Raw genomic sequence first — 22,410 nt, forward strand, 5'->3', positions numbered from 1 at the left:
ATTACTTTAATATCTCATCTATTTCAAAATTTTGTAATACACTCTTGCTTTTTTCTCTATTTATTTTATCATATTTATAAGACTAATTTTACAAGGAGTAAGCACTATGAATGTATATTTAGATAATGCAAGTACATCATTTCCAAAGCCAAAATCAGTTTCAGATTCAATTTATAATTATTTAACTAACATTGGTGGAAATCCTGGACGTGCTAATCACTCTAACGCATTAGAATCAAATAGATATTTATTTTTAGCTAGAGAAACAATAGCTAACTTTTTTAATTTTCATAAGATTGAAAATGTAATTTTTACTAATAATATAACTTCATCGCTTAATATATTGATTAATGGAATATTAAAGCCTGGAGATCATATCATAACTTCTTCTATGGAACATAATTCCGTTATAAGACCTTTATATAATTTAAAAGAAAATATAGGTATTGATCTAGAAATAGTTTCTGCAAAATCAAACGGAATACTCGATGTAAATTCAATTTCTAAAGCAATAAAACCTAATACTAAACTAATAGTAATTACTCATGCCTCTAATATTACTGGTTCTATTCAACCTATACAAAGAATCGGAGAATTATGCAAAAAGAATAATATATTTTTCATTCTAGATTCTGCTCAAAGTGCAGGGGTATTAGAAGTTGATTTTAAAAAATTTAATCTTAATGCTTTAGCATTTACTGGACATAAAAGTTTACTTGGTCCTCAAGGTATAGGTGGATTTATCATAGATGATGAGTTAAATAAAATTTGTAATCCATATATTCTTGGTGGTACAGGAAGTCTTTCTCATTCATTAACTCAGCCAGACTTTTTACCTGATAAATTTGAATCTGGTACATTAAATATTCCTGGTATAATCGGATTATATGAAGGTATAAAATTTATTGAAAAAGAAGGCCTTAATACTATTTATGAACATAACTCTTATTTAAGATCTTATTTAATTAACGAGATTTCTAATATTAATAACTTTAATATCTATGGTGATTTAGATCCAGCCAATGGAACATCATGTGTATCTATTACACATAATAACCTAGATGTTAGTGAACTTTCATATATATTAGATTCTGATTTCGGAATCAGTAATAGAAGTGGTCTTCATTGTGCTCCGTTAGCTCACCAAACAATTGGAACATATCCTAACGGAACCGTTAGACTAAGTTTAGGATACTTTAATACTTTAGATGAAATAAAATATACAGTGGACTCACTCAATAAAATAAACAAATTATATGTATAAAGTGCGAAGCACTTTTAGGAAAAGTTTGACTTAATCAAAAGAGAAAATATCACAGCATCACAAAAAAATATCGTATATGTAAATATTAGGAAGTATATACTTTTTACTTTAACTTAAGTTAACTTTTCTCTGCTATAATAGTAGTATTTTTACTTCGACAAAACCACTCTTTCACTTGCGAGCGTTAGCTCGCACTTTTTTTATTATATTTTGAATATTTTCCATAAAAACTGTCAATAATTTCTATATAAGGAGAGTGTTTTATGGATAAATATTTTTGTGAAGATTCTATGTCACCAACTACAGTTAATAAAATTAGAGATTATTTATACTCAAAACTAAAAGAACCTATTCTAGATAATAGACCTATTATTTTTTTATGTATAGGAACTGATAGATGTACTGGTGATTCTCTTGGTCCTTTAGTTGGTTATAAACTGAAATCTGAGCATAAAAATAATATATACATATATGGTTGTTTGGAAACCCCAGTTCACTCAAAAAATATAACTACTATATTAGAAAAAATAGAAAAGTATTTTATTAATCCTTATATAATAGCTATTGATTCTTCTTTAGGAAATGTTCAAAATGTTGGTAAAATATTTATAGAGGAAAAACCTCTTAACCCAGGTTTAGCACTTAATAAAGATTTACCCTCAGTTGGAGATCTTAGTATTACAGGAGTTGTCAATATATCTGGTAGCTTAGAATTTATTGTTCTTCAAAATACTAGATTATTTACTGTTATGTCATTAGCTGATTGTATTACTAACGGAATACAAAAATGTTTGAATAAAATTTCAATAGATTTTTCTTCACCTAATAAATTTTCAATTAGCAAATTAAATAAAAAAGGATAGTAATTTTACTTACTATCCTTTTGCTATCTACTTATTTATAGCCTCATTTAATACATGTAATTCTTCTTCTGATAAATCATATCTTGATATTCCTTTATCTATAGGTTTTGCATATGTAGTACTATCATGTCTAGAATAAATACCAGTTATAATTACTCCATCATTATAAGAATCTAATATAGCTATAGAAAAACTTAAATCGCTTCCTACATCTTCAAAAGCCTTATATCTCATTATAGCAACCTTGTTTACACATGATTTTAAATCTTCAGCTATTTTTTCACATCTTTCTAGAGATTCCTTAGAATTATTAAGAGCAACATCAATATTATCTAAATTAGAATTTATAACTTCTTCTAAATTTCTACTATTTGTTCCTCTCATCATTTTTCTATATTTTTTCTCTACTTTATTAACTGAAAGTAATAAAACTATTGTAGTTATTAACAATAATAATGTTATAATAGCTAATCCAATCACTATAAGTCCTGAGTACTCATTAATTATATTTAGTATATTACTCACCTTTATCCGTCCCTCCATGTTTCACATGAAACATTATAATTTAATTATTTCTAAAATTCTTTGTAAATCCTCTTCGGAATAATATTCGATTTCTATTTTACCTTTATTATTTTTATTACTTAAATTTACTTTTGTACCGAAGTAATTTTGTAATCTTTCCACTATATCCTTATAGTATGGATTCGTTAATTCAGTCTCTGACTTCTTTTTTGAAGAATTATCTACATCTTTTTTTATTCGTTTAATAATATTTTCTAATTCTCTTACAGATAATTTATCATCTATAACCTTTTGAGCTAACTCATACTGTAATTTTTTATCTGAAATGCCTAGTAAGGTTCTACCATGTCCTTCTGATATTACACCTTCTATTAAATATTGTTGAACATCCTCACCTAAATTTAATAACCTAATTGTATTAGTTATAGCAACACGTGATTTACCTATTCTCTTACTTAATTCTTCTTGTGTTAAATCAAAATCAGAAATTAATTTTTTATATGCCATCGCTTCTTCAATTGAATTTAAATCTTGTCTTTGAATATTCTCTATTAATGATATTTCTAATACTTGCTTATCTGTTAAATCCATTATTATCGAAGGAACTTCCTTAAGCCCTGCCATTTTAGCAGCTCTCCATCTACGTTCACCTGCTACTATAACATAATTATCCTCTTCTTTTCTTAAGATAATCGGCTGAACAATTCCATGATGCTTTATTGACTCTGATAATTCAATAATTTTTTCATCATCAAAAGTTTTTCTTGGTTGATCTATATTACTTCTTATTAAATTAATATCTATTAAATTTTTATCTGAAGTTTTTTTCTCTATTTTATTAATTGAAGGACCTAAATTTGTATCTTCTGGAATAAGAGCATTTAATCCCTTACCTAATCCAAATTTTTTGCTCATGATATTCACCTTCCTATTGTCTGCTTAAAAATTCTTTTGTTAAAGCCTTATATGCATCTGCACCCTTACATTTTTCATCATATAACATTACCGGAAGTCCAAAACTTGGAGCTTCAGCTAATCTAATATTTCTTGAAATAGTAGTCTTAAAGACTTTTTCATTGAAGAACTTTTTAACTTCATCATAGACTTCATTGCTTAAATTTGTTCTATAATCATACATAGTCATTATTACCCCTTCAATATCTAATGACTTATTTAAAGATTTCTTAACAAGCTGAATTGTATTTATTAATTGTCCAACACCTTCTAATGCATAAAATTCACATTGAATTGGAATAAGTACAGAATCAACTGCAGTAAGTGCATTAATAGTTAATACTCCTAATGATGGAGGACAATCTATAAAAATGAAATCAAAGTCATCTTGAACTTTTGCTATTTCATTTAAAAGTATAGTTTCTCTATCACTTCTATTAATAACTTCAACTTCAGCACCAGCTAATTCCATTGTTGCCGGAGCTATATATAAGTTTTGTATTAATTCACTTTTAAGTATTACATCACTTAAAGAAACATTAGCTGTTAATACGTCATACATTGAAAATTCTAAATTTTTCTTATCTAATCCTAATCCACTAGTAGTATTTCCTTGTGGGTCAATATCGATAGTTAAGACTTTATATCCTTCCATTGCTAAGTAAGCACATAAATTTATATTAGTAGTAGTCTTACCAACTCCACCCTTTTGGTTAAAAATACATATTTTCTTCATAAGTTTTGTCCTATTAAGGACTCCACCCCCCTCCCTTTTATTTCTATTATATCTGCTTTTTTTCCATAATTAAAGGGCGTCATAATAAAAATTTATGTCAAATAAAAAAAATGTTTCATGTGAAACATTTTTTATGCTAAATGAAATTTTTCTTCATCATACCCTATAAATATAACTAAAAATATAATCTTAATAATTGCCATTATTTTTTTCATAAAAGCCAACTCCTTTTATCAAAGCATGACTTAATTATAAATTAATAAGACTTTATCTCATATTTATCTTTCTTACATTTAGACTTCAATTATGTAATATACTAAAAATAAAATTGCTATAATTTTAAAAATATATTTACATGTTATATATAATAAATTTTATCCTTAAATCAAAACTCTTAATTATTCCTTAGAAATTAATAAGAGCAGTACTTAATCCGTACTGCTCTCTTCTATTTATTTTTAGGAATAGATACTGTAATCTCTATACTATCATCTAATTCTTTTAATTTATATTCAGCTGGTATATCAAATTTATTGAATACTTGTTTTATAGTATTAACATATAGTTTTCCTGGCATAACGCCTCTTCTTTTACTTTTTCTCTCTTCTGCTGCTTTTTCTAACAACTCAGAATTGATTAACTCCTCTGTTTTCTTAACATTAAGACCATTTTTTATTACTTTATCTAAAACTTTTAATTGCAACTCTTCGTTCGGTAAAGCTAATAATGCTCTAGCATGTCTTTCAGTTAAATTATTTTCTAAACATATTGCTCTAACTTTTGGGCTTAACTTTAACAATCTTAGCTTGTTAGCTATTGTAGATTGATTTTTCCCCATTCTCTTAGCTAATTCTTCCTGAGTGAACTTATGATCGTTAATTAAATTATAATAAGCTTCGGCAACCTCCATAAAGTTTAAGTCTTCTCTTTGTAGGTTTTCTAATAAAGCAATTTCAGCTGATTCTGTATCAGTAATTTCTATTATGTTACATGGAACATGACTTAATTCTGCAATTCTTGCAGCTCTCCATCTTCTTTCACCAGCAACTAGTTCGAATTTTTCGCCTCTTTTTCTTACCGTTATTGGTTGAATTATTCCATATTCCCTTATAGATGCAGATAATTCTTGTAAAGCCTCTTCATTAAAATATCTTCTTGGCTGATATGTATTTGGAAATATCTCATCTACATTTATATTTATTATCTGTTTACTCATTTCTCCCGCCCATCCCTTATATCTAATTACTCAACATTTTATCCCATATTTTAACATTTCTGTATTAATTAATCATTTCCTTCTTATATATGAGACTTTCGTAATACAAATTAAACTATATTAATCTATATTTCTACACAAATATACAATTTATTCTCTCTAAAGTTTAATTATGCCATAAATTTCAATAAAAATATATACTTTTATGCTATTTTATAGGTTTTTTATTAATTGTTCCTGCTTTTCTAGGATAGGTTTTTGGACATTTATTTACTTTTAATACTTCAACTATATTATGATTTAAGTCAGTCCCTTCGACCTCAACTTCTATAATATTCTTTAATTCTCCACCTAAAGTTTTAATTGCGTTAGCTCCATTTTCTAATTCTTCCTCTATAGATGGCCCTTTTAATGCAACAAAGTACCCATTTTTCTTTACAAAAGGCATACAGAACTCAGATAATACAGCCATATTAGCTACCGCTCTAGATGTAGCAACATCAAATTGCTCTCTTAATTCTGGATTTCTTGCTCCATCTTCAGCTCTTGAATGAATTGTTGTTACATTCTTTAAATCTAATTCTCTTACTACTGTATTTAAGAAATTGATTCTCTTATTAAGTGAATCTAATAAAGTAACTTTAGTCTCTGGACTTAATATTGCTATTGGAAGACCAGGGAAACCAGCCCCAGTTCCAACATCAATTAAAGTTTTTGCTTCTTTTATAGCATTTGATTTAAACGCTTTTATACAATCTATAAAATGCTTTTTTACAAATTCATTATCCTCAGTTATTGCTGTTAAATTTATTTTTTCATTCCATTCTTGAACAAGTCTCATATACTTAATGAACTTTTCATATTGTTCTTTAGTTAATTCTATTCCTACATCTTTTGCAGCTGTTGACATTAAATCAAAAAATTCCATTTTAGTCCTCCTGTTTTGCTCTTCTAGCTTGATTTTCTAAATATATTAATAATACTGATATATCTGCAGGAGAAACTCCTGAAATTCTTGATGCTTGCCCTATACTAATTGGTCTTATTGCACTTAATTTTTGAATTGCTTCTATTCTTAATCCTTTTACATCTGAATAATTTATATCTTCAGGCAATATCTTCTTTTCAAACTTTTTAAATTGATTTACTTGCTCTAACTGACTTGTTATATATCCTTCATATTTTGCAATAATATTTACTTGCTCACCAATATCATCAGTGTATTCTGGTCTTTCTGGATCTAACGGTGCTAAAACAAAATAATCAACTTCAGGTCTTTTTATAAGCTCATACATACTTATTGGCTTTTTAAGCTCAGCTGTATTAAGCGATACTAAAAATTCGTTATTTTCTCTCTTATTAGTTATTTGAAGATTTTTTAATCTTTCAACTTCACTTTCAATTTTAGCTTTTCTATCTAAGAATTTGTTATATCTTTCATCAGAAACTAATCCAACTTTTCTTCCAATCTCAGTTAATCTAAAATCTGCATTATCTTGTCTTAAAAGCAATCTATACTCTGCTCTAGAAGTCATCATTCTATAAGGCTCATTTGTACCTTTAGTAACTAAATCGTCTATTAAAACCCCAGCATATGCATCTGAACGTGTTAATATCATAGGGTCTTTTCCTTGAACTTTTAACGCTGCATTTATTCCGGCAACTAAACCTTGTGCTGCAGCCTCTTCATATCCTGAACTTCCATTTAATTGACCAGCTGAATAAAGACCTTCAATTTCTTTAAATTCTAATGTTGGCTTAAGTTCTGTTGAATCTATTGAATCATATTCTATAGCATAAGCTGTTCTTAAAAACTCTACATTTTCTAATCCAGGTAATGTTCTATACATCTTAATTTGAACATCTTCTGGTAAAGATGATGACATCCCGCCAACATACATTTCAAGAGTATCTTCACCTTCAGGTTCAATGAATATTTGATGTCTGTTTTTATCTGGGAACTTCATAACCTTATCTTCTATAGATGGACAATATCTAGGCCCTACCCCTTCTATGCTACCATTGTACATAGGAGATCTATCTATATTTTCTTTTATTATATTGTGAGTTTCTTCATTAGTATAAGTTAACCAACAAGACATTTGATCTTTTTCAATCTTTTCATTCATAAATGAGAATGGTACTATTTTTTCATCCCCTGGTTGTTCTATCATTTTTGAAAAATCTACAGATCTTCTATTAATTCTAGCAGGAGTTCCTGTTTTAAATCTTCTAGTCTTAATACCTATTCTATTTAACGCAGCTGTTAATTCATTAGCTGCTGCTAATCCATTTGGTCCACTATTATAAGAAACATCTCCAATAATAATTCTTGCTCTTAAATATGTACCTGTTGTAAGTACAAGAGCCTTACATTTATAAAAAGCTCCATTCTTAGTTAATACCCCAACAACTTTTCCATCTTCAACTTCTATGTCTAAAACCTCTAATTGTCTTAATTCAAGGTTTTCTTGATTTTCTAAAGTTCTCTTCATTCTATCTTGATATTTTTTTCTATCAGCTTGCGCTCTAAGTGAGTGAACTGCTGGCCCTTTTGATGTGTTTAACATTCTTGATTGAATGAACGTCTCATCTATATTAACACCCATTTCTCCACCTAAAGCGTCAACTTCTCTTACAAGGTGCCCTTTCGCAGTTCCACCTATATTAGGATTACAAGGCATTAAACCAACTGCATCTAGGTTTAAAGTACATACTAATGTTTTTAAACCCATTCTTGCTGAAGCAAGACCTGCTTCACATCCTGCATGCCCTGCTCCAACTACTATTACGTCATATTCTCCTGCACTATATCTCATCTTTACTTCCCTACTTTCCTACACAGAAATCACTAAATATCTTATTTACTAAATCTTCTTCTAACTCACTACCTGTAATCTCTCCTAAAGCTCTTAAAGCCGCTGTAACATAGATTGATATTAAATCTAAATACTCATTATTTTTAACTCTTACTAAAGCATTTTCAGCATTTTCTAAAGCTCTATATAAAGCTTGCTTATGACGTGAATTAGAAATTATTAAACTTTCCGCATCTATTTTTCCATTAAAGAATAAATCTTTTATAGTTTGCTTTAACTCATCTAATCCAATTTCTTCTTTTGCAGAAATTTTAATTACATTTTCAAAACTATCTAAGATATCCGATTCAATTTTCCACTCTAAATCAATTTTATTTAATATTAATATACATTTTTTATCTTTTACTGATTCAATTATATCCTTGTCTTCTTGATCTAATTCTCTTGAAGTATCTAATACTAATAATACTAAATCTGCTTCCTCAAGCTTCTCTTTAGATCTCTCTACTCCGATCTTTTCAACTATATCTTCTGTTTCTCTTATTCCTGCTGTATCTATTACCTTAACAGGAATACCATCTAAATTAATATATTCTTCAATAACATCTCTAGTTGTACCAGCAATATCTGTTACTATAGCTCTCTTCTCTCTTAAAAGAGCATTTAATAATGATGATTTACCAACGTTAGGTTTACCTACTATAGCAAGGCTTAAACCTTCTCTTATAAGCTTTCCTTCATCAGCACCTCTTAATAATGTACTCATTTCACTTATACTCTTCTCTAAGCTTTCTGCTACTTTAAGAGGTATACTAGGATCAACATCTTCATCATCTTCAGTAAAATCAACAGCAAACTCAACTAAAGCTAATATATTTAACATATACTCTCTTTGCTTATTAATTTGAGTTGATAAGTGTCCTGTACTTTGCATTAAAGCTGATTTCATAGCAAGATCAGTTTTAGCTTTTATAATATCCATAACAGCTTCTGCTTGAGATAAATCTATTCTACCATTTAAAAACGCTCTTTTAGTAAACTCTCCTGGTTCTGCTAATCTTGCCCCAGCCTTTATAACAGTCTCTAACACCTTATTAGTAGAAACAACTCCTCCGTGACAATTTATTTCTACTGTATCCTCTGCTGTAAAGCTTTTAGGCCCTTTCATAAAGCTAATAATAACTTCATCAATTAATTCTTTATTATCTATATCATAAATATGTCCGTATTTCATAGTGTAAGATTTCATAGTTTTAATATCTTGACCACTATGAGCTTTAAAAACTTTTGAGACAATATCTAAAGCTTTATCACCAGATACTCTTATTATTGCAATTCCGCCTTCACCTAATGCCGTTGCAATGGCACAAATTGTATCAAAATCCTTCATTTAATATCCTCCGCTTAATATAGTGACAAGTTAAAATGACAAATTATTTATCAATCTAACTTCATAGTTTCTAAAAATTACATTTTTTTATAAATTAAGCTATAACTTACTTTAATAATTAATTTGTCACTTGTCATTTCTTATAATTATTATACCCTAATTTCAATAATATTCATTTTACAAGACTATTTTATATAAGTCAAAGTTATAGCCGTTAAGAATTAAAAGTTTCTATTTAAGAATAATAGATGAAATTTTCACGAAATTTGTGAAAAATAATATTAAAAACTGCATAGCAGCTTCACCTTGTACTCATAACCATTGTCTATTAACTTAAAAAAGGATGCTGCACTTTTGCAACATCCTTTTTTTCTATCTTTTAAGACTAACAACTATTCTTCTAAAAGGTTCTTCTCCCTCGCTATATGTGTTTATATCATTATAGCTTTGTAAGGCTGAGTGAATAATTCTTCTTTCATATGGATTCATTGGTTCTAACTTATAAGGTCTACCAGTCTTTTTAACTTTATATGCTGTTTTTTGTGCTACTCTTTTCAAAGTTTCTTCTCTCTTACTTCTATAATTTTCAGTATCAAGCACAACTTTCTTATAAGGAACATCGTGATTTTTATTCACTACTAAAGAAACTAGATATTGTAACGAATCTAATGTTTCTCCTCTATATCCTATTACTAATCCCATCTTAGGCCCAGATAAGTTAATGAAGATAGTATCATTTTCTTCTCTAACTTCAATATCAGCTGTAACTCCCATAGAATTTAAAACATTTGTTAAGAAGTTTTTACCATCTAAAGCTGGATCCCTTTTTACAGTAACTTTAATTTTAGCAGGCTTAGTTCCTATTAAATTAAATAGTCCCTTACTACCTTCTTCAAGTACTTCAAACTCAACCTTATCCTCTGTTAGATTTAATTCATGTAAAGCATTTTTTAAAGCCTCATCAACAGTTTTACCTGTCATTTCAATAATTTTCATACCCTATTCACCCGCCTAATAAGATTAAACTATTTTTTCTTTTTCTTTGTTGTTATTGTAGTTTTATTTGGTTTTGATGCTAAAGCAGCTGCTTCTTTAGCCTTTTTCTTTTTCATAGCTGGTAAGTAATTTAAGAAATAAGTTTGAACTAATTGAATTACTCCCCCTGCTATCCAATACATAACTAAGATTGGTTGGAAGTTAATTGACATGAATCCCATCATACCAGCCATCATTATGTTCATTGTGCTCATATTCATTCCGCCTTCTTCTGGAGTTGGCATTGATTTACTTAATAGTAAAGATGGAATATATGTGCTTAATGCAGCTAATATTGCTAATAGTATACCTGTCATATTAAATCCACTTGGTTGGAATACATTATTTATCCATAAGAATGATAAATCTGCACCTTGTGTTGGTGTAATACTATAAAATACACGATATAAAGCAAATAATATTGGTAATGGTAATAATGTTGGTAAACAACCGCCAAACATACTTACATTATTTTCTTTCATTAATTTAGAAGTTTCTAATTGTAACTTCTGTGGATCATTTTTATACTTAGCTTGAAGCTTTTTCATTTCTGGTTGAATCTCTTGCATTCTTGCATTCGATCTTGTTGACTTAATGTTTAACGGTAAAATTAATAATCTAATTATTACTGTAAAAATTAAAATTGCTAAAATATAAGAAAGACCTTCTCTTTCTGCTGGTACTCCTAAACTTACAATGAAGTTATGTAGTCCATTAAACATATTTACCATTGCGTTAACTATCGCATCCCACATTTTCTAATAACCTCCTCATTTAACTGGATCATATCCCCCATGTTTGTTAAAAGGATTACAACGTAAAATCCTCTTTATACTTAAATATCCACCTTTGGCCACCCCGTACTTTGTTATAGCCTCTTCTGCATACTGAGAACAGGTTGGTACAAAAATACAACAAGCTGGCCTTGTTGGAGAATAATATTTTCTATACAAATGAATTAACTTTAAAAGTAATCTCTTCATTTTAACGTAGTCCTGCCTTATTAAATAAGCTTATCATAGCATTTTCAACATCTTTAAATTTTTTATCCTTAATAGACGTTCTAGCAACAAATACAAAATCAAATCCTTGTTTTAAATTATCACAATTTAATCTATAGCTTTCGTATATTAATCTTTTGCTTCTGCTTCTAACAACACTATTCCCAACTTTCTTACTAACAGAAATCCCTACCTTATTATATAGGTCTCCATCCGATAACGAATTCTTTCTATTATTAAAAACATATAGAACTAGAAGATTGTTAGCGTAAGATTTACCTCTTCTGTAGACAAGTCTAAATTCTGCATTCTTTCTAATTTTATATATCATAGGTACAACAAAACTCCTTATTTTCCGCTATTTGCAGAAAAAAGGCCACTAAATGCGGCCCTTATGCTGTTAATTTTTTTCTTCCTTTTTGTCTTCTTCTCTTAAGAACTGTTCTACCAGAAGCAGTGCTCATTCTCTTTCTGAATCCATGTTCTTTTTTTCTTTGTCTCTTTTTTGGTTGGTAAGTCATGAACATTCAAATACACCCCCTTTGAGTGAAATTTTATATAGTAAAAACTTTTTACCACTTTAAAAATTTGAGATTTACTTAATATATTATATAGATTTCCCTTTTTACTGTCAATATGAATTAAATTCTAATAATATGTTAATAAAATTATTCACAGTTTATTTTTTGTGGATAACTTATTGATAATTTACATTTATGTGTGCTATTATAGAATTAAGTGTGAATAAGTTTGTGAATAACCCTACTTATCCACAACTGTGGATTATTTTGTGTATAACTTGTTCATTTTTTCTGAATAACTACACGATACGTATATATTATTATCACATTTATCCTAATTATTCATTGTTAATATTGTTCATATTTACATATAACATACTTGTGGATAATTTTCTTGTTATATACTTATATACATAATTATCTACATGTTAATATTTTTTATCAAGTTATTAACATAATCCCTTTAGTGTTAATAACTATGTTATTATATTGTTAATAACTTTTTTAAAATTTATTTTTGGAGGAAACAAAATGGAGACTGAGTTAAAAGGATTATGGGAAAAAACATTAAATATAATAAAAAGTGAAATGTCTGAGGTCAGCTTTAATACATGGATTAAAAGTTGCGAACCTATATCTATTTCTTCAAACACTATCAAAATCAGTGTTCCTAATTCCTTCACTCAGGATATATTAGAGAAAAGATATAAAGATCTAGTTATTAATTCAATTGAAGCTGCATGCTCAAAACTATATAAAATTGAATTTTTAATTGCATCTGAAATTCAGGATATAGAGGAAGTTCCTGAAAAGAAAAAAGCTTCAAATAATAAAGACACTATGTCAGTTACAGTAAATGATGAAATGTCTAGCACATTAAACCCAAAATATACTTTCGCTTCTTTTGTCATTGGCAATAGTAATAGATTTGCTCATGCTGCATCATTAGCAGTTGCTGAATCTCCAGCTCAAGCATACAATCCTTTATTTATTTATGGAGGAGTTGGTCTTGGAAAAACTCACTTAATGCACGCAATAGGGCATTATATACTTCAAAATAACCCAAATGCAAAAGTTGTTTATGTATCATCAGAAAAATTTACAAATGAACTTATCAATGCAATTAAGGATGATAAAAATGAAGAATTCAGAAATAAATACAGAAATGTAGATGTACTTTTAATAGATGATATTCAATTTATTGCTGGTAAGGAAAGAACTCAAGAGGAATTCTTCCATACATTCAATACATTACATGAAGCGAATAAACAAATAATCCTATCATCTGATAGACCACCAAAAGAAATTCCTACATTAGAAGACAGATTAAGATCTAGATTCGAATGGGGACTAATAGCAGATATCCAAGCGCCAGATTTTGAAACGCGTATGGCTATCTTAAAGAAAAAAGCAGATGTAGAAAAGCTAGATGTTCCTAATGAAGTTATGGTATATATAGCTACAAAAATTAAATCTAATATTAGAGAATTAGAAGGAGCATTAATAAGAATAGTTGCTTATTCTTCATTAACTAATAGAGATATTACTGTAGATTTAGCAAGTGAAGCCTTAAAAGATATTATCTCTAATAAACAAAATAAGAATATAACTATAGACATAATACAAGATGTAGTCGCTGCTTATTTTAATCTTAGAGTAGAGGATTTAAAATCTCAAAGAAGAACAAGAAACGTTGCATATCCAAGACAAATTGCAATGTATTTAAGTAGAAAATTAACTGATATGTCTTTACCTAAAATAGGTGAAGAATTCGGAGGACGTGACCATACTACAGTTATTCATGCTTATGAGAAAATTTCTGAAAGCTTGAATAATGATGAAAGCCTACAACACACTATAAATGATATAACGAAGAAGCTAACTCAAAAATAACTAACAACTGTACATAATAAATAGTGAATAGGCTGTGGATAAAATCTTAGTACACTTTTGTATGTTAACAATGTGGATAACGTAGTGAAATTTTTAATTACTTATCCACAGTATTTTTTTTATAAAATTTATTGAAAAATCAGGGGTTGAAGTACTTATCCACATATCAACAGCCCCTACTACTATTATTATTATATAAATTTTATATTTATCTATATATTTATTTATAAATGCTTGTGAATAACTAAGGAGGTATATTATGAACATCATCTGTTCTAAACAAAAATTACAGGAAGGTATTTCTATAGTAACTAAAGCTATAACAGGAAAAACTACTATGCCTGTATTAGAAGGTATTTACATAGAAGCTACTAAAACTGGTTTAACACTTATTGGATCTGATATGGATGTAAGTATAGAAACTAAAGTTGAAGCTGATGTTTTACAAGAAGGAAAAATAGTAATAGATGCTAAGATTTTTTCTGAAATTATAAGAAAATTACCTAATTCAGATGTAAAAATAGAGGTAGTTGAAAATGATAGAATACAAATAGCATGTGAAAAATCTTTATTTAATGTTGTATTTATGAACCAAGCTGATTATCCAGCATTACCAACAATCAATGAAGATATAACAGTTGAAGTTCCTCAAAATATATTAAAAAATATGATTAAAGGAACATCATTTGCTATTGCTCAAGATGAAGCTAGACCAATATTACAAGGTATACTTTTCGAAGTTAAAGATAAACATCTTAATTTAGTAGCCTTAGATGGTTACAGATTAGCAGTAAGAACTGAATTATTAAATATTGATGATAGTATCGAAGTAGTTATTCCAGGTAAAACATTTAACGAAGTTGCTAAAATACTTGAAGATAACAATGATATAGTACAAATAACATTTACTAATAATCATATATTATTTAACTTAAATAATACTAAGATAATTTCAAGATTATTAGATGGTAAATTTGTTAATTATGCATCTTTATTACCACCTGAATATAAACTACTTGTTAATGTTAATAAACAAGAATTCCAAAATGGGTTAGAAAGAGCATCTTTAATGGCTAAGGATGGAAATAGTAATTTAATAAAATTAGATATTCAAGATGAGAGTGTTATAATTAGTTCTAATTCTCAATTGGGAAAAGTTAGGGAAGAAGTTGCAATAAATCTGCAAGGTGAAGGAATAGAAATTGCATTTAATTCAAGATATATCCTAGATGTATTAAAGACTATGGAAGATGAAAATGTAATTTTAGAAATGTCATCAGCAGTTAGTCCATGTGTTATTAGAGGAAGTGAAACTAATAATGCTAAATATTTAGTCTTACCAGTTAGACTAGTTAGATAGGAGGAACCTGTATAAACTATGCATATTAATACAGGGAAATGGAAATGGTAGAAGTTAAAATTAATACAGAATTTATAAAATTAGATTCGTTTTTAAAGTTTTGTGGGGCAGCATCATTAGGATCAGAGGCTAAAATGTATATTTTAGACGAATTAGTTTCTGTTAATGGAGAAATATGCACGCAAAGAGGAAAAAAATTATATGTAGGTGACGTAGTAGAGTTTAATGGAGAAGCCTATAAAGTGGTCTAATTATCAATAAATTCCCATTTTATCACTTTTATAGCTCTAATATGTTATAATTATGGGTGTTTAAAAATGTTTATAAAAAAATTACAAATGCTTAATTATAGAAATTATGAAGCTTTAAATATAGATTTAGGACCAAACGTGAATGTTTTTATGGGAGATAACGCTCAAGGCAAAACTAATATCCTCGAGGGGATTTATTATTGCGCTTTTGCAAAATCTCATAGAACATCTAGAGATAAAGAATTAATCAATTGGAAGTCTGAAAATGCTTTTTTAAGCGTAACTGTAGGCAGAGAGAGATTAGATAAAAGAATAGATATAAGTATCCTTAAAGATGGGAAAAAGGCTATAAGGATAAATAAAATAAAGATAAACAAAATTGGAGAACTATTTGGTAACTTTAATGTTGTTATGTTCTCGCCGGAGGATTTAAAGATAATTAAAGATTCGCCAGGAGTTAGAAGAAAATTTATAGATATGGAGTTATGTCAACTAGATTCTAAATATTATTATAATTTAGTTCAGTATAACAAAGTTCTTAATGAGAGAAACACTGTATTAAAAAATAGATCTATAAACAAAGATATTTTAGATATATATGATATGCAATTGGTTGAATTTGGATATAATATAGTTATGCAGAGAATTAATTATATAAATAAATTAAACCAATATTCAAAACAGATACACAATGATATAACATCTGGTAAAGAAAATATAGAATTTAAATATGTAAGTACTATTAGAAATCTAGAAAATATCAAAGAAAGCTTTTATTCTCAGCTTGAGAAAAATAGAAGTAAGGATATCGATAAAGGGCTTACATCAGTTGGACCTCATAGAGATGATTTTATGGTTTTCATAAATGAGATTGATACTAAAAGCTATGGTTCACAGGGACAGCAAAGAACTGCTGTATTAACTATAAAATTTTCATCTTTAAAAATAATTAAAGAATTAACAGGTGAATATCCGGTTTTATTACTTGATGATGTACTATCTGAGCTAGATTTTAGTAGAAAGAGATATATTTTAAGTACCATTGGGGAAATTCAAACCATAATTACTTGCACGGGGATAGAAGACTTATATGAATACTTAGATGATAAATCTAAAGTTTTTAAAGTAAAGGATGGTGCAATCCTAAACTAGGAGGAGGAACTATTATGTTTTTACATTTAGGAGAAAACGTAGTTGTACCAATAAAAGATGTGATTGGTATTTTTGATATTGAGACATCTATGTATAGTTCAGATACAATATCTTTTTTAAGAATGGCTGAAGAAGATGGATTTGTTGAAAGAATCACAAAGGAAGCGCCAAAGTCGTTTGTGATTGCAGAAGTTAATAAAATGAGTAAGGTATATTTATCACCTATATCATCTTCTACTTTAACAAAGAGAACAAATATTGATTATAATACTTAAGTCCAATATTTAGCCTTCACACGTAATAAAAATTAGTATTTTAGGAGGAATTTATGTTGGAAGAAAATAAACAAAGCTATGATGAAAGTCAGATACAGGTCTTAGAAGGTTTAGAAGCCGTTAGAAAAAGACCTGGTATGTACATAGGAAGTACTAGTTCTAGAGGTCTTCATCATTTAGTATACGAAATAGTAGATAACAGTATTGATGAAGCTCTAGCAGGTTTTTGTAAGAATATCGAAGTAATTATAAACGAAGATAATTCAATAACTGTAATTGATGATGGTAGAGGTATGCCAGTTGGAATACATCCAAAGATGGGTAAATCTACAGTAGAAGTTATTATGACAGTACTACATGCCGGCGGTAAGTTCGGAGGCGGAGGATACAAGGTGTCTGGTGGTCTTCACGGTGTTGGTGCTTCTGTAGTTAATGCATTATCTGAGTATTGTGAAGTTACTGTTACAAGAGAAGGTAAGGTATGGCAACAAAAATATTCTAGAGGTAATGTTTTATGTGAAGTAACAGAAATTGCTGAAGCAGATGAATCTTTACATGGAACAAAGGTTATTTTTAAGCCAGACCATGAAATCTTTGAAGAAACAGAATATGACTTTGATATATTAGCACATAGATTAAGAGAGTTAGCATTCTTAAATAAAGGAATAGCTATAACATTAATAGATAAAAGAGAAAACGGGCAAGAGGAATCATATCACTATGAAGGTGGTATTAAAGAATTTGTTTCTTACCTAAACAGAAATAAAGAAGTATTACATCCAGAACCTATTTATGTTGAGGGTGAAAAAGATGGTATTATTGCAGAAATATCACTTCAATACAATGATGGATATAATGAAAATCTTTATTCTTTTGCCAATAACATAGATACAATTGAAGGTGGAACTCACCTTTCAGGATTTAAGACTGCGTTAACTAGAGCGATAAATGATTACGCAAAAAGATTTGGACATATAAAAGAAAATGATAAGAACCTTTCTGGTGATGATGCTAGAGAAGGACTTACAGCTGTTATTTCTGTAAAAATATCTGAACCTCAATTTGAAGGACAGACAAAGACGAAACTTGGTAACTCTGAAGTTAGAGGAGTAGTTGATTCTATAGTTGGAGAAGGTGTAAGTACATTCTTAGAAGAAAATCCAGCAGTAGGTAAAATTATAATAGATAAAGCTTTAATGGCTGCAAGAGCAAGAGATGCAGCAAGAAAGGCTAGAGAACTTACTAGAAAATCAGTGCTTGAAAGATCTACGCTTCCAGGTAAACTAGCAGATTGTTCATCTAAAGATCCTGCAGAGTGTGAAATCTATATAGTCGAAGGGGATTCAGCGGGAGGATCTGCAAAACAAGGTAGAAATAGAAAGTTCCAAGCTATATTACCTTTAAGAGGTAAAATACTAAACGTTGAAAAACAAAGATTAGATAGAATTCTTAATTCAGATACTATAAGAGCTATGATTACTGCTTTTGGTGCTGGAATAGGAAAAGACTTCGATGAAGAAAAACTAAGATATAATAGAATAATAATCATGACCGATGCCGATGTTGATGGTGCTCATATAAGAACTCTATTATTAACATTCTTCTTTAGATATATGAGACCTCTTATAGACGGTGGACACGTATATATTGCTCAACCACCACTTTATAAAGTTAGTAAGGGTAAGAGAGAAGAATATGCTTATTCCGATGAAGAACTAGATAAAATACTAGAAGAGTTTGGTGGAAAAGATAGTTCTATTAATATCCAAAGATACAAAGGTCTTGGAGAAATGAACGCTTCTCAATTATGGGATACAACTATGGACCCAGAACATAGAATACTTTTAAAGGCTACTATTGAGGATGCAATTGCAGCTGATGAAATATTTACTATCTTAATGGGAGACAAAGTTGAGCCAAGAAGAGATTTCATACAAAAGAATGCGAAGAAAGTAAGCAATTTAGATATTTAGTACTTGTTTTTTAGTACTATTATGAGGTGAGTACATGAACTTAAACGAGGGAAAATTTATACATGTAGATATAAATAAAGAAATGAAAAAGTGCTACATCGATTACGCAATGAGCGTAATCGTTGGTCGTGCACTTCCAGATGTAAGAGATGGACTTAAGCCAGTGCATAGAAGAATTCTTTATGCAATGCAAGAACTAGGATTAGAACCAAACAAAGGTTACAGAAAATGTGCCAGAATAGTTGGGGAAGTTTTAGGTAAGTACCATCCACATGGTGATTCATCTGTATATGATGCATTAGTAAGAATGGCTCAAGATTTCTCAATGAGATACATGCTTGTAGACGGACACGGAAACTTTGGTTCTGTAGATGGAGATAGTGCAGCGGCAATGAGATATACAGAAGCAAAGATGAATAAAATCGCAGTAGAAATGCTTAGAGATATTAATAAGAATACTGTAGATTTTATGCCAAACTTTGATGGTGAAGAACAAGAACCAGTAGTATTACCTTCAAGATATCCAAACCTTTTAGTTAATGGATCATCAGGTATAGCTGTTGGTATGGCAACAAATATTCCTCCTCATAATTTAGGAGAAATAATTGATGGAACAGTAATGCTAATAGATAATCCAGAATCTACAGGATTAGAACTTATGACTTGTATCAAAGGACCTGACTTCCCAACTGGTGGAATAATAATGGGTAAAGCAGGTATAAGAGCAGCTTATGAAACTGGTAAAGGTAAAATAGTTGTAAGAGCTAAGACTGACATTGAAGAGGAAAATGGAAGACACAGAATAGTAGTTACTGAAATTCCTTATCAAGTTAACAAAGCAAAGCTAATAGAAAATATTGCTGATTTAGTTAAGGATAAAAAGATAGTTGGAATATCTGACTTAAGAGATGAATCTGATAGAGAAGGTATGAGAATAGTTATAGAATTAAAGAGAGATGCAAATCCAAGTGTAGTTCTAAACCTATTATTCAAACATACTAAAATGCAAGATACTTTTGGGGTAATAATGTTAGCATTAGTTAATAATGAACCTCAAGTATTAAATTTAAAGCAAATATTAAGCAATTATATAGAATTCCAAAAAGAAGTTGTAACAAGAAGAACTGTATTTGAACTTGAGAAAGCACAAGCGAGAGCACACATTCTTGAAGGTTTAAGAATTGCTTTAGATAATATTGATGAAGTTATAAGCATAATTAGAGGTTCAAAAACTGGTGAAATAGCTAAAAATACTTTAATCGAAAGATTTGGATTATCAGAAAAGCAAGCTTTAGCAATCTTAGAAATGAGATTAAGAAGATTAACTGGTTTAGAAAGAGATAAAATAGAAGAAGAGTATGCTGAGCTAATGAAGCTTATAGATTATTTAAATTCAATCCTTGCTAGTGAAGAAAAATTATTAGGTGTAATTAAGGATGAATTATTAGAAATTAAGGCTAGATATAGTGATGAAAGAAGAACTCAAATAGAAAAAGTAGTTAATGATATTGATATCGAAGACTTAATTCAAGAAGAGGAAACAGTTATTACTTTAACTCACTCTGGATATATTAAGAGAATATCAGCTGATACTTATTCAGCTCAAAGAAGAGGGGGAAGAGGAATACAAGCAATGTCTACTAAAGAAGATGACTTTGTAGAGCATGTACTTGTTACATCAACTCACTCAGATGTATTATTCTTTACTAATAGAGGTAGAGTGTATAAGAAGAGAGCATATGAGATACCTGATGCTGGAAGAACAGCTAAGGGTATAAACATAATAAATCTTATACAAATTGAGCAAGATGAAAGAATTGAAACTGTATTAACTGTAAGGGATAATATAGTGGATGGATATCTATTCATGGCTACTAAGAAAGGTCTTGTTAAGAAGACTCCATTATCTGAATTTAAGAATTTAAGAAAAAGTGGACTTATAGCTATTAACTTAAGAGAAGGAGATGAACTTCTTAAGGTTAAGGTAACAAGAGGAGATGCAGATATAATAATAGTTTCTCAAGATGGTAATGCAATTAAGTTTAATGAAACAGATGTAAGACCAATGGGAAGAACTGCATCAGGTGTTAAGTCTATGAATTTAAGAGATGAAGATGTGGCAGTTTGTATGGATATAGCTTCTGATGAAGAAGAATTACTAGTAATAAGTGAAAATGGGTATGGTAAGAGAACTCCATTAACAGAATATAAGAGACAAAATAGAGGTGGAGTTGGACTTATAACTTATAAGATAAGCGATAAAACTGGTAAAGTAGTTGGAGCAACTGTATGTAAAGAAGAAGATGAATTAATGCTTATAAATACAAGTGGTGTTGCTATAAGAATTAATGTATCAGATATATCAATAACAAGTAGAGCTACAATGGGTGTTAGATTAATGAGAACTGGTGAAGAAGAATCAATAGTTGCTATTGCTAAAATTTCTAATACTGGTGAAGAAGAAAAAGATGAGCAACTTACTATAGATAATATAGCAGGTAATGAAGTTGCTGTAGAAGTAAAAGATAATAGTTTAGATAGATTATTAGAAGAAGCTGAAAAAGAAGAATAAAATATAGATTAAAATGGAATCCTATAAAATATGGGGTTCCATTTTTATTAAAAAACAAAAATCCTATAAATGATTTAAGATAAAAAAACGAATATATATAACTAAATAGGTGAATTTCTTAGGAAATAAGGTAGATATACAGGCAGAATTATAATAATAATGATAAAAAAGATAATACTCTTATCCTGGTGTATCAATAATAGAAAAATATAGAAAAATAAAGAAAATAGAAGTAATATTATTATAATTTTATAAAATGAACGTAAATAAACAAAATAAAGAGTATATCAGATGGTAAGATAAATCTCGTCGCTGAGGTAACGATGTGAAAAAAACTTTGAAAAAAGTTGTTGACATAAAGTTAAGTAAGTGATAAGATAAGAAAGTCGCTTGAAGCGATAACAAATATGGTCTTTGAAAATTGAACAGAATATAGTTAAAATAAATCCAGCAATTCTTTTGAGAGTTTTTAAATTATTAAAGACTCAAAGTAATTTGAGCAACAGATTAAACTTTTTATTGAGAGTTTGATCCTGGCTCAGGACGAACGCTGGCGGCATGCCTAACACATGCAAGTCGAGCGAGTTGATCCCTTCGGGGTGAAGCTAGC

General features: G+C 29.1%; 21 protein-coding genes and 1 rRNA gene. 10 read left to right on the top strand and 12 right to left on the bottom strand.

Translation table 11 applies throughout. The features are described 5' to 3' along the window. The first annotated feature begins 106 nt into the window (after positions 1-106). Positions 107-1,264 carry an aminotransferase class V-fold PLP-dependent enzyme gene (locus H8S10_RS07080; RefSeq protein WP_186838403.1) on the top strand — a complete coding sequence of 386 codons (1,158 nt, stop codon included), beginning with the start codon at positions 107-109 and terminating at the stop codon, positions 1,262-1,264. 263 nt (positions 1,265-1,527) lie between these two features. Further along, entirely contained in the window at positions 1,528-2,127 is a 600-nt protein-coding gene (gene yyaC, locus H8S10_RS07085; RefSeq protein ID WP_055266790.1) for a spore protease YyaC, read from the top strand. A 27-nt stretch (positions 2,128-2,154) separates the two neighbouring features. Here the strand turns inward: yyaC and H8S10_RS07090 are convergent, their stop codons facing one another. The 12 genes from H8S10_RS07090 to rpmH form a co-directional block, all read right to left on the bottom strand. Further along, complete coding sequence (locus tag H8S10_RS07090; RefSeq protein WP_148315769.1) at positions 2,155-2,652, bottom strand: DUF4446 family protein; 498 nt, start codon at positions 2,650-2,652, stop codon at positions 2,155-2,157. A 33-nt stretch (positions 2,653-2,685) separates the two neighbouring features. After that, on the bottom strand, positions 2,686-3,567 hold the full coding sequence (locus tag H8S10_RS07095) for a ParB/RepB/Spo0J family partition protein (protein WP_055266794.1): 882 nt from the start codon (positions 3,565-3,567) through the stop codon (positions 2,686-2,688). Between the two features lie 13 nt (positions 3,568-3,580). After that, complete coding sequence (locus H8S10_RS07100) at positions 3,581-4,342, bottom strand: ParA family protein (protein WP_055266796.1); 762 nt, start codon at positions 4,340-4,342, stop codon at positions 3,581-3,583. 448 nt (positions 4,343-4,790) lie between these two features. Continuing rightward, positions 4,791-5,558, bottom strand: coding sequence for a nucleoid occlusion protein (gene noc / locus H8S10_RS07105; RefSeq protein ID WP_055266798.1), 768 nt, complete (start codon positions 5,556-5,558; stop codon positions 4,791-4,793). Positions 5,559-5,766: 208 nt separating this feature from the next. Beyond that, on the bottom strand, positions 5,767-6,486 hold the full coding sequence (gene rsmG / locus H8S10_RS07110; RefSeq protein ID WP_055266800.1) for a 16S rRNA (guanine(527)-N(7))-methyltransferase RsmG: 720 nt from the start codon (positions 6,484-6,486) through the stop codon (positions 5,767-5,769). A gap of 1 nt (position 6,487) precedes the next feature. Beyond that, entirely contained in the window at positions 6,488-8,377 is a 1,890-nt protein-coding gene (gene mnmG / locus H8S10_RS07115; protein ID WP_186838404.1) for a tRNA uridine-5-carboxymethylaminomethyl(34) synthesis enzyme MnmG, read from the bottom strand. Positions 8,378-8,387: 10 nt separating this feature from the next. After that, positions 8,388-9,767, bottom strand: a complete 1,380-nt coding sequence (gene mnmE / locus H8S10_RS07120; protein WP_186838405.1) for a tRNA uridine-5-carboxymethylaminomethyl(34) synthesis GTPase MnmE — start codon at positions 9,765-9,767, stop codon at positions 8,388-8,390. Between the two features lie 372 nt (positions 9,768-10,139). Beyond that, complete coding sequence (jag, locus tag H8S10_RS07125) at positions 10,140-10,763, bottom strand: RNA-binding cell elongation regulator Jag/EloR (RefSeq protein WP_186838406.1); 624 nt, start codon at positions 10,761-10,763, stop codon at positions 10,140-10,142. A 29-nt stretch (positions 10,764-10,792) separates the two neighbouring features. Further along, on the bottom strand, positions 10,793-11,557 hold the full coding sequence (gene yidC, locus H8S10_RS07130; RefSeq protein ID WP_055266808.1) for a membrane protein insertase YidC: 765 nt from the start codon (positions 11,555-11,557) through the stop codon (positions 10,793-10,795). 15 nt (positions 11,558-11,572) lie between these two features. Further along, positions 11,573-11,785, bottom strand: coding sequence for a membrane protein insertion efficiency factor YidD (gene yidD, locus H8S10_RS07135; protein WP_055266810.1), 213 nt, complete (start codon positions 11,783-11,785; stop codon positions 11,573-11,575). Between the two features lies 1 nt (position 11,786). Continuing rightward, positions 11,787-12,134: a ribonuclease P protein component gene (gene rnpA / locus H8S10_RS07140; protein WP_055266812.1), complete on the bottom strand. Its 348-nt coding sequence runs from the start codon at positions 12,132-12,134 to the stop codon at positions 11,787-11,789. Positions 12,135-12,195: 61 nt separating this feature from the next. Then, entirely contained in the window at positions 12,196-12,330 is a 135-nt protein-coding gene (rpmH, locus tag H8S10_RS07145) for a 50S ribosomal protein L34 (RefSeq protein ID WP_032116814.1), read from the bottom strand. 525 nt (positions 12,331-12,855) lie between these two features. Here rpmH and dnaA point away from each other — a divergent pair. The 8 genes from dnaA to H8S10_RS07185 form a co-directional block, all read left to right on the top strand. Further along, positions 12,856-14,217, top strand: a complete 1,362-nt coding sequence (gene dnaA / locus H8S10_RS07150; protein ID WP_055266814.1) for a chromosomal replication initiator protein DnaA — start codon at positions 12,856-12,858, stop codon at positions 14,215-14,217. 259 nt (positions 14,218-14,476) lie between these two features. Further along, on the top strand, positions 14,477-15,577 hold the full coding sequence (gene dnaN / locus H8S10_RS07155) for a DNA polymerase III subunit beta (protein ID WP_055266816.1): 1,101 nt from the start codon (positions 14,477-14,479) through the stop codon (positions 15,575-15,577). Positions 15,578-15,621: 44 nt separating this feature from the next. Continuing rightward, positions 15,622-15,828 carry an RNA-binding S4 domain-containing protein gene (locus H8S10_RS07160; protein WP_055266828.1) on the top strand — a complete coding sequence of 69 codons (207 nt, stop codon included), beginning with the start codon at positions 15,622-15,624 and terminating at the stop codon, positions 15,826-15,828. A 66-nt stretch (positions 15,829-15,894) separates the two neighbouring features. Beyond that, entirely contained in the window at positions 15,895-16,980 is a 1,086-nt protein-coding gene (recF, locus tag H8S10_RS07165; RefSeq protein ID WP_186838407.1) for a DNA replication/repair protein RecF, read from the top strand. 14 nt (positions 16,981-16,994) lie between these two features. Continuing rightward, positions 16,995-17,255, top strand: a complete 261-nt coding sequence (locus tag H8S10_RS07170) for an extracellular matrix/biofilm biosynthesis regulator RemA family protein (RefSeq protein ID WP_055266820.1) — start codon at positions 16,995-16,997, stop codon at positions 17,253-17,255. Positions 17,256-17,308: 53 nt separating this feature from the next. After that, a complete protein-coding gene (gene gyrB, locus H8S10_RS07175) occupies positions 17,309-19,228 on the top strand; it encodes a DNA topoisomerase (ATP-hydrolyzing) subunit B (protein WP_186838408.1) in 1,920 nt (639 codons plus the stop codon). Positions 19,229-19,262: 34 nt separating this feature from the next. Further along, a complete protein-coding gene (gene gyrA / locus H8S10_RS07180) occupies positions 19,263-21,800 on the top strand; it encodes a DNA gyrase subunit A (protein ID WP_055266822.1) in 2,538 nt (845 codons plus the stop codon). A gap of 515 nt (positions 21,801-22,315) precedes the next feature. Continuing rightward, positions 22,316-22,410: ribosomal RNA gene (locus H8S10_RS07185) — 16S ribosomal RNA — on the top strand; the annotation flags it as partial.

This window comes from Clostridium sp. NSJ-49, from assembly GCF_014287725.1.
GTDB lineage: Bacteria > Bacillota > Clostridia > Clostridiales > Clostridiaceae > Clostridium > Clostridium disporicum_B.

Bases quoted from the DNA above. Each gene is read 5' to 3' on its own strand.
- rnpA (WP_055266812.1), bottom strand. From the start codon at position 12,134: ATGATATATAAAATTAGAAAGAATGCAGAATTTAGACTTGTCTACAGA.
- mnmE (WP_186838405.1), bottom strand. From the start codon at position 9,767: ATGAAGGATTTTGATACAATTTGTGCCATTGCAACGGCATTAGGTGAA.
- H8S10_RS07100 (WP_055266796.1), bottom strand. From the start codon at position 4,342: ATGAAGAAAATATGTATTTTTAACCAAAAGGGTGGAGTTGGTAAGACT.
- yidD (WP_055266810.1), bottom strand. From the start codon at position 11,785: ATGAAGAGATTACTTTTAAAGTTAATTCATTTGTATAGAAAATATTAT.
- gyrB (WP_186838408.1), top strand. From the start codon at position 17,309: ATGTTGGAAGAAAATAAACAAAGCTATGATGAAAGTCAGATACAGGTC.
- H8S10_RS07080 (WP_186838403.1), top strand. From the start codon at position 107: ATGAATGTATATTTAGATAATGCAAGTACATCATTTCCAAAGCCAAAA.
- yidC (WP_055266808.1), bottom strand. From the start codon at position 11,557: ATGTGGGATGCGATAGTTAACGCAATGGTAAATATGTTTAATGGACTA.
- H8S10_RS07095 (WP_055266794.1), bottom strand. From the start codon at position 3,567: ATGAGCAAAAAATTTGGATTAGGTAAGGGATTAAATGCTCTTATTCCA.
- dnaN (WP_055266816.1), top strand. From the start codon at position 14,477: ATGAACATCATCTGTTCTAAACAAAAATTACAGGAAGGTATTTCTATA.
- rpmH (WP_032116814.1), bottom strand. From the start codon at position 12,330: ATGTTCATGACTTACCAACCAAAAAAGAGACAAAGAAAAAAAGAACAT.
- H8S10_RS07160 (WP_055266828.1), top strand. From the start codon at position 15,622: ATGGTAGAAGTTAAAATTAATACAGAATTTATAAAATTAGATTCGTTT.
- yyaC (WP_055266790.1), top strand. From the start codon at position 1,528: ATGGATAAATATTTTTGTGAAGATTCTATGTCACCAACTACAGTTAAT.
- jag (WP_186838406.1), bottom strand. From the start codon at position 10,763: ATGAAAATTATTGAAATGACAGGTAAAACTGTTGATGAGGCTTTAAAA.
- noc (WP_055266798.1), bottom strand. From the start codon at position 5,558: ATGAGTAAACAGATAATAAATATAAATGTAGATGAGATATTTCCAAAT.
- rsmG (WP_055266800.1), bottom strand. From the start codon at position 6,486: ATGGAATTTTTTGATTTAATGTCAACAGCTGCAAAAGATGTAGGAATA.
- dnaA (WP_055266814.1), top strand. From the start codon at position 12,856: ATGGAGACTGAGTTAAAAGGATTATGGGAAAAAACATTAAATATAATA.
- H8S10_RS07170 (WP_055266820.1), top strand. From the start codon at position 16,995: ATGTTTTTACATTTAGGAGAAAACGTAGTTGTACCAATAAAAGATGTG.
- recF (WP_186838407.1), top strand. From the start codon at position 15,895: ATGTTTATAAAAAAATTACAAATGCTTAATTATAGAAATTATGAAGCT.
- gyrA (WP_055266822.1), top strand. From the start codon at position 19,263: ATGAACTTAAACGAGGGAAAATTTATACATGTAGATATAAATAAAGAA.
- mnmG (WP_186838404.1), bottom strand. From the start codon at position 8,377: ATGAGATATAGTGCAGGAGAATATGACGTAATAGTAGTTGGAGCAGGG.